The organism is Brevibacillus reuszeri, from assembly GCF_002897295.1.
Lineage (GTDB): Bacteria > Bacillota > Bacilli > Brevibacillales > Brevibacillaceae > Brevibacillus > Brevibacillus reuszeri_A.
In genome coordinates, this window is the sequence record NZ_BEXF01000019.1 from 25,035 (window position 1) to 38,694 (window position 13,660).

14 protein-coding genes are annotated in these 13,660 nt (G+C 48.4%); 10 read left to right on the forward strand and 4 right to left on the reverse strand.

Annotated features, from left to right (window positions below):
- Positions 1-138 precede the first annotated feature (138 nt).
- Both C3B52_RS24675 and C3B52_RS24680 read left to right on the forward strand, forming a co-directional pair.
- Positions 139-897, forward strand: coding sequence for a DUF4931 domain-containing protein (locus C3B52_RS24675; RefSeq protein WP_103109045.1), 759 nt, complete (start codon positions 139-141; stop codon positions 895-897).
- A gap of 101 nt (positions 898-998) precedes the next feature.
- Entirely contained in the window at positions 999-2,129 is a 1,131-nt protein-coding gene (locus C3B52_RS24680; protein WP_103109046.1) for a virulence factor, read from the forward strand.
- A gap of 51 nt (positions 2,130-2,180) precedes the next feature.
- On the opposite strand, the gene C3B52_RS24685 is transcribed toward C3B52_RS24680, so the two are convergent.
- On the reverse strand, positions 2,181-2,885 hold the full coding sequence (locus tag C3B52_RS24685; protein WP_103109047.1) for a M15 family metallopeptidase: 705 nt from the start codon (positions 2,883-2,885) through the stop codon (positions 2,181-2,183).
- Between the two features lie 203 nt (positions 2,886-3,088).
- Here C3B52_RS24685 and C3B52_RS24690 point away from each other — a divergent pair, with 203 nt between their 5' ends.
- The gene (locus C3B52_RS24690) at positions 3,089-4,384 is read left to right on the forward strand and encodes a phytoene desaturase family protein (RefSeq protein ID WP_103109048.1); all 1,296 of its coding nucleotides are present in this window, start codon (positions 3,089-3,091) and stop codon (positions 4,382-4,384) included.
- 114 nt (positions 4,385-4,498) lie between these two features.
- Here the strand turns inward: C3B52_RS24690 and C3B52_RS24695 are convergent, their stop codons facing one another.
- Positions 4,499-5,305: a serine hydrolase gene (locus C3B52_RS24695; RefSeq protein ID WP_103109049.1), complete on the reverse strand. Its 807-nt coding sequence runs from the start codon at positions 5,303-5,305 to the stop codon at positions 4,499-4,501.
- 108 nt (positions 5,306-5,413) lie between these two features.
- Between C3B52_RS24695 and C3B52_RS24700 the strand changes: the two genes are divergently transcribed.
- The 5 genes from C3B52_RS24700 (at position 5,414) to C3B52_RS37475 (ending at position 9,729) form a co-directional block, all read left to right on the forward strand.
- Entirely contained in the window at positions 5,414-7,045 is a 1,632-nt protein-coding gene (locus C3B52_RS24700; RefSeq protein ID WP_103109050.1) for a peptide ABC transporter substrate-binding protein, read from the forward strand.
- A 24-nt stretch (positions 7,046-7,069) separates the two neighbouring features.
- A complete protein-coding gene (locus C3B52_RS24705; RefSeq protein WP_103109051.1) occupies positions 7,070-7,804 on the forward strand; it encodes a gamma-glutamyl-gamma-aminobutyrate hydrolase family protein in 735 nt (244 codons plus the stop codon).
- 132 nt (positions 7,805-7,936) lie between these two features.
- The gene (locus C3B52_RS24710) at positions 7,937-8,377 is read left to right on the forward strand and encodes a peroxiredoxin (RefSeq protein ID WP_103109052.1); all 441 of its coding nucleotides are present in this window, start codon (positions 7,937-7,939) and stop codon (positions 8,375-8,377) included.
- A 96-nt stretch (positions 8,378-8,473) separates the two neighbouring features.
- Positions 8,474-9,526 carry a DNA polymerase IV gene (locus tag C3B52_RS24715; protein WP_103109053.1) on the forward strand — a complete coding sequence of 351 codons (1,053 nt, stop codon included), beginning with the start codon at positions 8,474-8,476 and terminating at the stop codon, positions 9,524-9,526.
- An 11-nt stretch (positions 9,527-9,537) separates the two neighbouring features.
- On the forward strand, positions 9,538-9,729 hold the full coding sequence (locus C3B52_RS37475; RefSeq protein WP_103109054.1) for a hypothetical protein: 192 nt from the start codon (positions 9,538-9,540) through the stop codon (positions 9,727-9,729).
- A 192-nt stretch (positions 9,730-9,921) separates the two neighbouring features.
- Here C3B52_RS37475 and C3B52_RS24725 read toward each other — a convergent pair whose 3' ends face one another.
- Positions 9,922-11,139 (reverse strand): MFS transporter, encoded by a 1,218-nt coding sequence (locus C3B52_RS24725; protein WP_103109055.1) that lies wholly within the window; start codon positions 11,137-11,139, stop codon positions 9,922-9,924.
- Between the two features lie 71 nt (positions 11,140-11,210).
- The gene (locus tag C3B52_RS24730) at positions 11,211-11,759 is read right to left on the reverse strand and encodes a TetR/AcrR family transcriptional regulator (protein ID WP_235615852.1); all 549 of its coding nucleotides are present in this window, start codon (positions 11,757-11,759) and stop codon (positions 11,211-11,213) included.
- Between the two features lie 174 nt (positions 11,760-11,933).
- Between C3B52_RS24730 and C3B52_RS24735 the strand changes: the two genes are divergently transcribed.
- On the forward strand, positions 11,934-12,497 hold the full coding sequence (locus C3B52_RS24735) for a YqeG family HAD IIIA-type phosphatase (protein WP_268811906.1): 564 nt from the start codon (positions 11,934-11,936) through the stop codon (positions 12,495-12,497).
- Entirely contained in the window at positions 12,494-13,615 is a 1,122-nt protein-coding gene (yqeH, locus tag C3B52_RS24740) for a ribosome biogenesis GTPase YqeH (RefSeq protein WP_103109057.1), read from the forward strand. Before C3B52_RS24735 ends, yqeH begins: the two co-directional genes overlap by 4 nt.
- Positions 13,616-13,660 lie beyond the last annotated feature (45 nt).

Below are 13,660 nucleotides of genomic sequence, written 5' to 3' on the forward strand. Positions count from 1 at the left end.
CTCATTGTATGCAAATCGATTGAGATAAAAAAAGAATCCGCAGCCCGAATTAAAAAAGGGCTGTTGCATGAAAAACGAAATGATTTTCTCGATCATTTTCGTGTAAAGTGAAGTGAGAGGAACAGGAGGGGCGATTGTATGACGCAGACGCATTTGCACTTTAATATGCAGATGGGTAGGAAAAAACCAGAGAGTGTGATCAACCGGGAAGCAGCCTGTCCATTTTGCGATCGCAAAAGTCTCACGGACGTGCTGGAGCAGCGTGGATCGATGATCTGGCTTATGAACAAATACCCGGTTTTACAAGAGACCTATCAGACTGTCTTGATTGAGTCGGATGATTGTGAGGGAGACTGGTCGGTCTATTCCAAAGAGCATGTACGGGCGCTTTTGTCCTTTGGGGTAGAAAAATGGCTGGAGATGGAGCGGAGCGGCTCCTTTCAATCGGTCCTGTTTTTCAAAAATCATGGCCCATTATCTGGGGGAAGCATTCGCCATCCACATATGCAAATCGTAGGACTTAATCAGTATGATTACCACGCGCAAGTCAAGGACAGTGATTTTATCGGGAAGACCATCGACAGAGAAGCAGGGATCGAATGTACGCTGTCGACACATCCGCGAGCGGGCTTTTTTGAATACAATGTGGTCTTGTCGGATTGGGATCGCTTGCCCCAGATGGCAGACTACCTGCAAATTCTTGCTCATTGGGTACTGAATCATGTCAATGTGCGAAATAAAAGCTACAATTTCTTTTTTTATCATTGGAAGGACAAGCTGATTGCCAAGGTCGTACCACGTTTTGTTACCTCGCCGTTGTACGTTGGTTACGCAATTCCACAGGTAGCAAACAATTTGGACGAAATCATTTCGGAAATGAGACGCCATTATTTTTAGGCAAACTGCATTTGTTGCCGCTCCAGATTGGAAAAAGAGGGAGCAGGCGTGCTACGATAAGGAGGATGCTTGAAGTAGTACGGAAAAAGGAGTGACAAATGATGAAGCTGTTGTCTATCGAACCAACACCAAGTCCAAACGTGATGAAGCTAAACGTAGACGTGCGTTTGCCAGACGGCGTTCAACATGTTTATAAAAAAGTAGAAGCAGCCAAAGCGCCAGAGCTGATGGGCAAGCTGCTCGAAATCGATGGGGTAACATCCATCTTTCATACTGCCGATTTTCTTGCATTGGAGCGCAAATCGACTGCAGATTGGCAGCGTATTTTGACACAGGCAAGAGAGGTTTTGCAAGCGGGTACAGGGACGAATGTTACGGTTCCGTCTGCGGCAGACGCTGCAGCCTTTGGCGAAGCGCAGGTGTTTATCCAGATGTTCCGCGGTGTACCGATGCAGGTTAAAGTAACCATGGGTACAGAGCAAATACGTGCCGCCCTGCCAGAGCGGTTTGGGCAAGCAGCTGTAAACGCAGGCTCTGCTTCTCCAAACCTGATTATGGAGCGAAAATGGGTGGAGCATGGCGTACGCTACGGGGATTTGCGCGAGATTGGGGAAGAGGTTGCCGGTGAAATCGATGCAGCCTATCCTGAGAGCCGTGTTGCACAGCTCGTAGAACATGCGATGCAGCTTGGACCAGGAGAAACCCCAGAGCCTGTTGTAAGGGAAAAGAAGGTTGTTACACTGGACATGCTCGACGATCCTGACTGGCAAAAACGATATGAAGCACTCGATCGGATGGAGCCGACTGAAGAAGATTTGCCGATTCTTGAAAAGGCATTGCGCGATACGAAGCCCTCTATTCGCAGGCTTGCTGTGGTCTATTTAGGAATGGTTGGGGGAGACGCCGTCTTCCCACTCTTGTTCGAAGCGCTTCGTGATGACTCTGTCTCTGTAAGACGTACTGCGGGCGATACCTTGTCTGATTTGGGTGATGTACGAGCAACCGCTCCGATGTGTGAGGCTCTGAAGGATCGCAATAAGCTGGTTCGTTGGCGTGCAGCGAGATTCTTGTTTGAGGTGGGGGACGAGTCTGCACTCGAGGCATTGCGTGCAGCACAAAACGATCCTGAATTCGAGGTCAGTCTGCAAGTACAAATGGCTGTTGAACGGATTGAAAGCGGTGAAGCGGCTAGTGGTACAGTCTGGCAGCAAATGACGCGCAGAAATGACTAAGAGGATAGATGGAAAAACGGGGCGATGATACTGCCCCGTTTTTTTTGCGGGTTAAGAAGACTTTTCTGGGATGACTCCGCCATAAATAGCTGTCTCATTTCCAGTCAAGACCGCCCAGGCTTGATTGCCATAATCAAAATGCCACCACTCATCAGAATAATTGGTGAAGCCAACCTGACTCATGACGTGGTACAATAGCCGACGGTGGTCACGACAAATTTGTTCATCGTCAGTAAGCTCAGCCTTCTGTTCAAAGTAGAGGGTGGCTGCTCGATCGCTGAAATCATCAAAAGGTGTACCCATGTCTAGCCAACCATTGGGTCCTGAAAGCGTCAAATCTACAGCGCCTCCCGTTAAATGACGAGGTGGCTTCTGCGGGTCTGTAGAGGGGCGGGCAACAAAGCGGTGCAACTGCGCATACATCTCTTCATTTTCTGTCCAGCCCTGGTCAAGCAGACAGTTTTTCTGGCGATCGTACAAAGCCTGTTGTACCTCTATGGGCCGATAACCATCCAAAAGTACGAGCCGAATTCCTGTCGGAAGCAATGAAGCAGCTTCCTTTAACCGCTGTGAGACACTCTTGCGCAGCAGGCAATCATCCGTTGCCCCGGTTAATCCTTCGTGAAAGTAAGCCGGATACACCTCAATCTCAGGGGAATACTGCTTGAGAGAGAGTAGGGGCTCGTGATTTTCAATGATGGGTGGCAACGAACCCAGCTGCTGGACTTGCATGGGGATAGGAAAATTCCATCTCATATGTGGAAACACCCTTATCTTTTCAGGTTTTCTTTCATTATAGCATGATGGGTATAGAGGAAATAAATGGTATGCGCCAGTATAAAAATAGACACAGTTCAATAATAGTTGACTTCCACCTTATACATCCAGTATTCTAGGATAGGGTTTAGCATTGTTACTGAATCAGAATCAACATCGCTAGTGCGTAGGGGAGATTGTGTATGACAACCAATCACTATGACGTTGTTATCGTAGGTGGAGGACTAGCTGGTCTTTCCAGCGCTGCCTACCTGTCATCGAAAGGCAAAAAAGTTGCAGTATTGGAGCGCGGTCAATTAGGTGGACGTGCCGTTACGTTGAAGATCAAGGGCTTTAACTTTAACTTCGGTGCCCATGCTATTTACGCTCGTGACAGCTCAGTTCTGAGAACGTTTGAAAAAGAGCTGGGGCTTCACATTGACTGGCAAGACTTTAACCCGACCAAAGCTAAGTACGATATAGGAGACGAGCTCACTGCTGTTCCTTCCAACGTACAAGGTCTCTTCCAAACAAAGCTGCTTACCGGTTTGGACAAAGTGTTGTTTACGTTTGAAATTTTAAAAACCATGTTGAAAATGGAAAAAGGCCATCCACATATGTCCATTCTGAAGTGGATGGAGAAGAAGCATGTCAATGAAGAAGTAAAAGACATGATGCTGACACTCGCTTCTTCAAACTTCTTCACACGTGAGCCGGAGAAAATTCCGTCTGACGTATTCTTCTCGTACTACAGCCGTCTATTTACAACCAATAAGCCTGTTGCCTACATCGGTGGTGGCTGGCAGGCGTTGATCAATGAATTTGTTCGTGTCATTGAAGCGAATAATGGAACGATTTTGACCAAAACCAAGGTTGAACAGTTCCATGTAGAAGACGATCGTGTTGTGGGAGTGGTAACACCGGAGGGCGAGTTTACTGCTGACGAATTTATCAGCTGTATTCCGCCGAAAGAGATGGTCAAAGTCTTCGCTGAAACTCGTTTGGAGCATGCGATTGCCCAGCACGCGGAGTACGAGCCGACTGTCGTTATCGTTTATGACATCGGGCTCAAAGAACGCATTGACGTTCCGTTCTCGTACATCTACGACAAGCAAAACAACATCTTTATTACGGATATCTCGTATTACGACCCGACTTGTGTACCTGAGGGTGGTCAGCTTTTGCAGGCAACCGCGTATATGCGTCAAGCAGACGTAGGGAATAAGGAAGCAGCTGAGCAGCGTAAATTGGAAATTGAAAACCTGTATGACAAACATTTTGCTGGCTGGCGCGAACAATTGGTTGTGCCACGCGTCTCTACCCGTGCGATTGTACAGGAGATCAAATGGACCATGAACCAGAAGCCATTGCCCATTTCACTGCCGGATTACCGTAACCTGTTCTTTGCTGGTGACTGGTGTGAGGGTCAAGGACAATTGTCCGAGCTGTCTTTCTCCAGTGCGTTGAATGTAGCTAACCTGATTTTGGAAAAAGAATAATGTGTGAACAAATTACGGGTGCTTCCTTTTTGAGTGGGAGCGCCCGTTTTTCGTCAACAAGGAAAAGCCGCCAAACGTAGCTGGCGGCAAAGATTACTTATCAATTTAGGTGATTTAGGAAGAGTACAGACCGTAGACGAGGCTGCCGATACGCGCCATGACGTCCGCTGCTGTTTTTTGCTTCAGCCCTTTATTCAGCACACTGATTGTAACAGCGTGGCTGCCTACGTAGAGGATACCAACATCGTGAGTAATGTTTGTAACAGAGCCTGTCTTGTTTGCAAATTCCCATTTTGGCACCATGCCGATGATATCACCATCAGGATCAGGCAGCAGGAAAGGAATGCGGTCACGGTGCTGCTGCTGCTTCAAAATCGCAATCATTTTTAGACAGCTGTCATACGAAATGACTTTTCCTGTAGCCAGATAGCGCATATGGCTTCCCATGTCGGCTGCTGTAATCTCGTTGTAGCCCTCAAGCTCGGCTGGGACGACCATCAGCTTGTTGTAGAACTGGCTGTTCACCATTTCGGTTTTGCTCATGGCAGTACGGATTGCTTCGATGCCAACCAGATCAATCATCATGTTGGTAGCGGTGTTATCGCTCTGGATGATCATCAGAGTAACCAGGTCTTGTACAGTCAGCTCGGTACCGGGAGTCATATGCTGCAGCACGCCTGCTCCACCCACCAGGTCTTCATGGCGCAGCTTGATCTTGTCCTCAAGTGCGAGCTTGCCTGCGTAAGCCTGGGCAAATACAGCTGTCATAATAGGAACTTTAATTACACTAGCGGCATAAAAGCGTTGATTTTCATTCCAGGTGAATTTTTCGCCGGTTTGTAAATCTTCCAAATAAATACCCCATTCACCGCCAGCTTCTCGCAGTAAATCGCCTATGGAAGTAGAAAGGCTAGATAGCATTTGATCCATCTCCTTTTTCTTTCGTGTAGACAAAATTTTCTCAAGATAATATTATTTAGTCATGCTCCTAACAATCAAGAAGAATTATTCCAGAGACGGGGGTTTTTTGTGAAAAGGTTCAAAAAGCTATCATTCTGTGCTGTGCTACTGACCAGTCTGGCATTTGCTGGCTGTGGTACACCGCAGGCGGGCACGAATGAAGGAGGGTCTACTGCCGAGCAGAAACAAGCAGCATCCAGCCCGCAAACCATGCAGGTGAACCTGAATACAGGTGAGCCGAACACGATCGACCCTGGACTGGCAGAAGATATCCCTTCGATGTCTGTTGCCCGGGCAGCATTTGATGGCCTCCTTCGCCTGAATGAAAAGGGCGAGCTGAAAGAGGCGGTCGCTGAAAAGTACGAGGTATCAGAGGATGGGCTCACGTACACGTTCCATTTGCGAGATTCCAAATGGTCCAACGGGGATGCGGTAACCGCTCATGACTTTGAATACGCGTGGAAACGTGTTCTCGATCCTGTAACCGCTTCCGGCTATGCGTACCAGCTGTACTATTTGAAAAATGGAGAAGCCTTCAACTCCAAGAAAGCAAAAGCAGAGGATGTTGGTGTAAAGGCAACGGACGACAAGACGCTCGTTGTGACCCTGGAGAACCCGGCGCCGTTCTTCCCGGAGCTGGTCGCATCTGTCACCTACTTCCCTGTGAATCAAAAGGTTGTAGAAGCAGGAAAAGAGTGGGCATCCAAACCAGAAACCTACATCGGAAACGGTCCGTTTGTGTTGAAAAAATGGGAGCATAAATCGGTCATCGAATTCGAGAAGAACGATTCCTATTGGGACAAAGCTAAAGTCAAATTGTCCAAGCTCACTGTAAACATGATTGAGGATGCCAACACAGAGCTGTCCATGTTTGAAAAAGGCGACCTGGATTGGGCAGGCTCCCCGCTTGGCGATTTGCCACTCGATGCGCTCGATGCTCTGAAGGATTCGGGTAAAATGCAATCGCAGGCGACTGCAGGGACGTATTGGTACATCTTCAACACGACCAAGAAGCCTTTTGACAACAAAAAAATTCGTCAGGCGTTTGCGACAGCCGTAAACCGCAAAGAAATCTCGGATAACGTCGTACCGTTCAAGAGTACGCCAGCGACGGGAATCCTGCCGCCAACTATGGCACTCACTCCAGATGGCTACATCAAGGATGGCGATGTAGAGACAGCGAAAAAGCTGCTTGCCGAAGGAATGAAGGAAGCTGGTCTGACCGAGCTGCCAGAGCTGACGATCGCGTACAATACGACGGAAGTAAACCAGCGCATTGCCACTGTTATCCAGGATCAATGGAGAAAAGCGTTTGGAATCGAAGTGAAGCTGGTTAATAAAGAAAACAAGGTACACCGGGAACAGATGAAGGAAGGCAACTTCACGATTGGACGTGCGAGCTGGATTGGCGATTTCAACGATCCGATCAACTTCCTGGAAGTGTTCAAGGGTGGCCTGAATACATCGAAATGGGAGAACAAGGAGTTTCTTGACCTGCTTGCACAGTCTGCCAAAGAAGGCGACGTAGTCAAGCGCAAAGAAATCTTGAAAAAAGCAGATGCCATCGTCATGGACGAAATGCCGGCAATGCCGATCTACTATTTCACGTATGCATGGGTGAAACAGGACAGCGTTAAGGATGTAGTAGTAGACGCCCTCGGATTCATTGACTTCAAATACGCGTCCAACGAAAAGAAATAAAGAATGGATGAGGGAGTGACTTGTGTGCGTCCGATTATTGGGGTAGCGTGTACGAAAATGTTTTTCCCAGGTAACAATCTGGACCAGTTCTTTTATGTTGGTTCCGGCTATGTGGATGGAATTGCCCGCGCTGGCGGTATTCCACTCATCCTGCCGCTTCTCACGATACAAGAGGCACCATTTCGCCAGATGATCGAATCACTGGATGGTTTGATTTTGACGGGTGGAGACGATCCGGCACCACACTTGTACGGCGAGGAGCCGCTGCAGGGCTTGGGAGAGATTGAATATGAGCGCGACCAGGCAGAGCTTGAGGTGATCAAGCTGGCGATGGAGCTGAAAAAGCCAATGTTAGGCATTTGTCGTGGGATGCAAATCATGAACGTTGCTTGTGGCGGCACGCTCGTTCAGGATATACCGAGACAGGTTCCAGGCGCTTTGCAGCACGCGCAAAGAGGTTCACGCCAGTACGGGGCACACAAGGTAGTGCTGCAGCCAGGCTTTGTATCTGATGCACTGGGCAAGACCGAAGTGCTGGTCAATACCTCTCATCATCAATCGGTAAAGGATGTAGCACCAAGCTTTAAAATGACTGGATGCGCGGCTGACGGTGTGATTGAGGCGATTGAGAGCCTCGACGGGCTACACGTAGGGTTGCAATGGCATCCGGAGCGCATGTGGGCGCATGACAGTGATATGCTAAAGATCGCGGAGGCGTTTATTGCCCGTGTCAAACAGCAGAAGCTGCAGGCGACCTAGGAGCGATTAGGAAACCAAAAAACATTTCAAGAAGAACCGTTCTGTCAAAGGCAGGACGGTTTTTTCATCTTCTCTGTAACTGTCTGAGTTTTCGCGCTGGTTCATGTATACTGGGAGAAAGAGGTGAGTGATATGTTAAAAGTGGGAACAGATGCCCCGGTATTTGCGGCAACGAGTACAAAAGGCCCTGTAGACCTCAAAGACTATCTGGGCGAGCAAAATATCGTCCTCATTTTTTATCCGGGTGATGACACGCCTGTATGCACGAAGCAGCTCTGTGCCGTGCAGGACAACTACGCTTCAATTGAACAGACTGACACAGTCGTATTCGGGGTAAACCCGGGAGAGCTAGACAAGAAGCAATCTTTTGCAGAGAGGTTTGGCTATCGCTTTCCATTGATCGTTGATGCTGACGAGTCCATTCGATCCGCATACGGAGTAGGCAAAATTCTCGGTCTGTTCTTCCAACAACGCATCGTCTACATCATAGGCAAGGACAGGAAAATCATGTATGCGAAAAAAGGAAATCCTCCGGTTTCGGAGCTGCTTTCGGTGATCGCTACGCGCTCTTAAAGAAAAAGGGCGGTTCGTATGGGGATTCGTTACTTGCAACAAAGACGAAAAACGGGGATAATACAAATGAGAATGTATGTTTGGTGGTTATCCGACATGAGAAAAATCCTTCATATGGATATTGACGCTTTTTTCGCGAGTGTGGAGCAGCTGGACCGACCGGAATTGCGTGGGAAACCGATCATCGTTGGGGGTACAGGCAATCGTGGAGTCGTATCGACCTGTAGCTACGAAGCACGTAAATTCGGCGTTCGCTCTGCTATGCCCATCGCTATGGCTCGAAAGAAATGCCCGCAAGGTGTTTATTTGCCTGTGCGGTACAGTCGCTATATAGAAAAGTCTGCGGAAGTTAGAGAAATTTTTTCGACCTACGCGGAACGTTATCAGACGGTCGGATTGGACGAGGCGTATTTGGACGTCTCGCACTATGACAATGCCGTCCCTGTCGCTCGCGAAATAAAACGGCGTGTCAAACGGGAAACGGGGCTGACCTGTAGTATTGGACTTTCGTATAATATGTCATTAGCCAAAATTGCCAGCGATCTGAAAAAGCCGGATGCCTTTGTGATTATTCGCCCAGAGCAAGCGCTGGAGGTACTGAGGACGCTCCCGATTGGCACATTGCATGGTGTTGGGAAGAAGTCGCAGGAATTGCTCGCCAAAAAAGGAATTGAGACGGTCGAGGACTTTTGGCAGCTTTCTTTGGATGAGGCAGTCAGCTTGTTTGGCAAATTCGGAAAGTCGCTCTATCATCGTGCCAGAGGGGAAGACAGCAGGGAGATTGAAATGGATCGTACGCCCAAATCGACGAGTCGTGAAACGACCCTCCCGTTTGATTTGTATGATCGGGAATCGATAGAGCCGATTGCCACAAACCTGCTCCGTGAGGTTGAGGAGGACATCCGCCAGGAAGGGGTAGAGCCTCAGACGATCACGCTAAAAATCAAGTACGCAGATTTCACCCAGCGCACCAAGCAGCACAAAGCTATGGCAGGTGCCAATTGGAAGGATTTGCTGGATGATCTGCTCGATGCGTTTGACTATTCCGCAGGTGTGAGGCTGGTTGGTGTCGGTTTTTCCAATTTTGCTGATCAACAGGTAGAGCGCTATGAGCAGCTCACGATGTTTTCCTGGAAGCTGGGGCAGTAGGAGGGAGAGCGGTGGAGGAAGCAAATGCATTTCATTGCTGTGCGACCTGTATTCATTTTCGCGTCGAAAAAGGCGCAAGTGGGGTCAGCTATCGATGTTCACGTCTCACTTATGAAACACGTCCAGATTACCGTTTTGAGTGCTGGACTCCGACGGAGCGAGTCCGGCGATTGATGGAAGCGAGACAGAAACCAGCAGAATAAAAGGCTTGTCAATAAACAGCAGCACCCCCTTGCCGACGAGCGCAAAGGGGTGCTGTTTTACATGCTCAGGCTCAAAGCCGGATTGTGCGAGCGAATAGGAATTATTCTCTACAAAAGACGTCTGATCCTCGTTGACAGCTAGCATGGCAATCTGCCGCCAGTTGTCTCTTGTGATCGGACGTAGATTCAACCTCAAAATTTCAGCTCGCTTTCTTTGCGCGTGATACGAACGGTTTTGCTTGCCCGCAATTGGACAAACAGCAGGATGCCAAAACCAAGCACAGCTGCTGCTACGACAGGAATGGCACTTGTGACTGGCAACAGATCCGTCAAAATTCCTCCAAGCAATGGACCTGCCACCATACCGACACCATGGAACATGTTAAAGAGCGAATAGGCGATACCATAAGCCCCGCTGCCGCCTTCGTCAATGATTCCACCTAATGTGGCAAGTGTTGGTGACAAAGTGAAGCCTACGCCTGCGCCAACAAGTGCCATGGCGATCGCTGCTTGCCAGAGCGACCCAGACCATACGAGGAAAGGCATGAAGATGGCTAGTGCAATAATGCCGGCAAACATCAGCTTGTACGGATTATAGCGGCTGGAGAGAGAGCCTGCTACTGGAGCTATCATCCCGTATGCCAGGGTCATCACAGCAAACAACAGGCCAATTGTGGTTGGTGTGCTGCCCATCTTCTCTGTAAAGAATACAGGGAGAGTCGGCTCCAGCAAGCAGAGGGATACTTCTGCCAGGAGCACGATTCCGGCAATAAAGACGACCTGTGGATTGCGGATAAAGCCACTCAGCTCCAGCTTTTCGCTGACAGTCCGATTTTTTTCTTCTTTTAAGAACAAGAAAACCAGAACGATGTTGAGCACCGTAAATGCCGCAGCGGCAAGGAAGGGCATCCGGTGGTCACTAATCTCAAACAACCAGCCGCCAATGGGAGCACCAAGCAGAGTGCCAGTAGAAATGGCAGTCAAAGCGGTACCCATGACAGCTCCGCGTTTTTGCGGCGGAAACAAGTCAGCAAGCAAGGCAAGGGCTGTCGGCCATGTAGCTGCTGCTGAGATCCCTTGTACGAAGCGTGCGGTAATCAAAAGCGTCATGGACTCTGAAAAAGCAAACAAAAATGTCGATGCAGCGAGTCCAAGCAAGCCGATCAGAAGCATAATGCGTCTGCCGAACCGGTCAGATATCGGACCAAAAATAGGAGTGGCGATAAGCATAGCAACCGCATAGCTGCTAAATAATACCCCCATCATGGTCGAAGAAGGCTGCAGCGTTTCCGTAAAATAAGGAACAATCGGAATCAACAAGCTGTACAGCAGCATGTCGATAAACAGAATCAGAATGACGAACAGAAGACCTGTTTGCTGTTGCTTTGTCATTTGTGTAAAGAAAGACATGGTGAACACCTCGTAACTATGAAAACTATTTTTGTTTTATTGGTTTTTGTAAAAAAAGGGGAATAAAAGGATCACCTTTTATCCACTGGTACGAGCCCGAACAAAAGTACATCCACAATTGCGGAAAGGGCCTGTGACACGGTAATTTGGTTTTGCATGTAAAAACGTTGGTCAAGCGTCGAGTTTACGGCATCGATGATCAGCTTCATCAGGAGAGTGACGTTCATATTCACAATCTGACCTTCGCGAATTCCTTGCTCAATAAGCACACGCAGTGTTTGCCAATCGTCTGATAAAGACGAGTCTACCATGGCCCATTGCTCGGGATAATAGCGCTTCATCTGTTCAAGTACACGTAAATCGTATAACTCGTAATGGGTAGGTAAAACCATCATGACCCCTTTGATCTTATCAATGAGAGAGAGACTGTCGTCTTCAATGATTTGCTGTGCTTTTTCATCGCCTTCTGCAAATGTTTGTTCAATAATTGCTTCCAAAATTTCAACCTTGGATGAGAAGTGCTCATATAGTGTGCGCTTGCTGATTCCGAGCCTGCGAGCCAGATCATCCATAGAAAATTTCATGCCCTTGTCTCTGATCTCTTCAATAAAACCTTTCATGATCCGGTCTTTTATGTCAATCAACCCCCTGACAACTACTCGCGCGAAAACCGTTTAAACAAAAGTAGTTTTCTTAGTACCTCCATCTTACTCAAACAGTTTCCCGAACGCAAGGGCCTTCTGTGCTTTTTCTTTTGCAACAGAGTGGTCGATTATGGTATAGTAGGTGCCGAAATCGCGGTTGATTGCTTTACATCATTTGGAGGTGCCCCCGTGTTTTTAAAGAAGCTGATGCCCAGTCAGTTCGTGGAATCTATCCACCATATCGATATAGATCAATTGAAGCGAAATAAGGTACGGGCCGTCATTACAGACCTGGACAATACCTTGGTTGAATGGGACAGGCCGCTTGCCACCCCCGAGGTAGAAAACTGGCTGAAACGCTTGCATGAAGCGGATATTCAGGTAACGGTAGTCTCTAACAACAACAAGGAACGTGTGGACCGTTTCTGTTCACCTCTCGATATCGGATTTATTTGCTCGGCTCGTAAGCCTACGAACCGGGCTTTCCTGCAAGCGGTGCGGCAGATGAATGTAACGATTGCCGAGACCGTTGTTATTGGCGATCAATTGTTTACTGATGTGCTGGGCGGAAACCGGCTTGGGTTCCATACCATCTTGGTAGTACCAGTAGCCCAAACGGACGGTTTTTGGACGCGTTTCAATCGACAGTTGGAGCGTGTGGCCCTTATTTGGATGGAGCGGAAAGGAATGGTTTCGTGGAGGAGAAAAGCATGACAGAACAAACGTCTGGCTCCTGTGCCGGCTGTGGGATCATGATTCAGACGGAGGATGCGAAAATGCCCGGCTATGCCCCGGCGTCTGCACTCGGCAGAAAAGTCGTCATTTGCCAGCGCTGCTATCGCATCAAGCATTACAACGAAGTGGCCCCTGTAGGAATGGGTGACGATGACTTCCTGCGCATTTTGGATGGGATCGGCTCTACCGAGTCATTAGTGGTCATGGTAGTCGATATTTTCGACTTTCAAGGCTCTTGGCTGCGTGGATTGCCTCGATTTGTCGGTAAAAATCCGATTTTGCTCGTAGGCAACAAAGTAGACTTGCTTCCGCGCAACATCAATTTGAATCGTGTTCGCAACTGGATGCAGCACGAGGCAAAAGAACGCGGCTTGCGTCCAGAAGATGTGGTACTGATCAGTGCTGAAAAAGGTCAGAACATCGACGAGCTGCTGAACCGGATCGGCGAGCTGCGCAAAGGCCGCGATGTGTATATTGTTGGGGTCACGAATGTAGGCAAGTCGACTATGATTAATCGGATTTTGCATGATTATGGCTCTACCGATATGGAAATCACTACTTCACCGTTTCCAGGGACGACTCTCGACAAGATCGAGATCCCGCTGGAGGACGGTCGCTCCATTTTTGACACGCCTGGCATTATTAATCGTGATCAGATCGGACACATGGTTTCACCGGCAGACCTTCGTAAAATCACTCCGAGAAGTCGAATCAATTCCAAGGTATACCAGCTAGACGATGGTCAATCTCTCTTTTTGGGTGGGCTTGCACGAATTGATTTTGTTCGCGGTCCACGTCAGCCATTAGTTATTTATGTAGATAACGATCTATATATCCATCGTACGAAGCTGGAAAAAGCAGATGAAGTGCTGGCAAAGCATCATGGAACACTTCTTGTACCACCAACAGGCGAAGAAGGAGTCAAGGCATTGCCGCCATTCGTTAAGCATTCCTTCAAAATTAAACCAACCGAGACGACAACCGATATTGTTATTTCCGGCTTGGGTTGGGTCAGTCTCCAAGGAAAGCATGAAGCGAGCATCGTAGTTCATGCGCCTAAAGGTGTAAGTGTAGGGATGCGCAAAGGCTTGATCTAGTCACTGTTTGAAATAGGAGCATCTTTTTTCCGTGATATACGCTAG

Coding starts and splice junctions, on each gene's coding strand:
- C3B52_RS24725 (WP_103109055.1), bottom strand. CDS start 11,139: ATGTCTTTCTTTACACAAATGACAAAGCAACAGCAAACAGGTCTTCTG.
- C3B52_RS24680 (WP_103109046.1), top strand. CDS start 999: ATGAAGCTGTTGTCTATCGAACCAACACCAAGTCCAAACGTGATGAAG.
- C3B52_RS24675 (WP_103109045.1), top strand. CDS start 139: ATGACGCAGACGCATTTGCACTTTAATATGCAGATGGGTAGGAAAAAA.
- C3B52_RS24730 (WP_235615852.1), bottom strand. CDS start 11,759: ATGAAAGGTTTTATTGAAGAGATCAGAGACAAGGGCATGAAATTTTCT.
- C3B52_RS24695 (WP_103109049.1), bottom strand. CDS start 5,305: ATGCTATCTAGCCTTTCTACTTCCATAGGCGATTTACTGCGAGAAGCT.
- C3B52_RS24685 (WP_103109047.1), bottom strand. CDS start 2,885: ATGAGATGGAATTTTCCTATCCCCATGCAAGTCCAGCAGCTGGGTTCG.
- C3B52_RS24690 (WP_103109048.1), top strand. CDS start 3,089: ATGACAACCAATCACTATGACGTTGTTATCGTAGGTGGAGGACTAGCT.
- yqeH (WP_103109057.1), top strand. CDS start 12,494: ATGACAGAACAAACGTCTGGCTCCTGTGCCGGCTGTGGGATCATGATT.
- C3B52_RS24710 (WP_103109052.1), top strand. CDS start 7,937: ATGTTAAAAGTGGGAACAGATGCCCCGGTATTTGCGGCAACGAGTACA.
- C3B52_RS24715 (WP_103109053.1), top strand. CDS start 8,474: ATGAGAAAAATCCTTCATATGGATATTGACGCTTTTTTCGCGAGTGTG.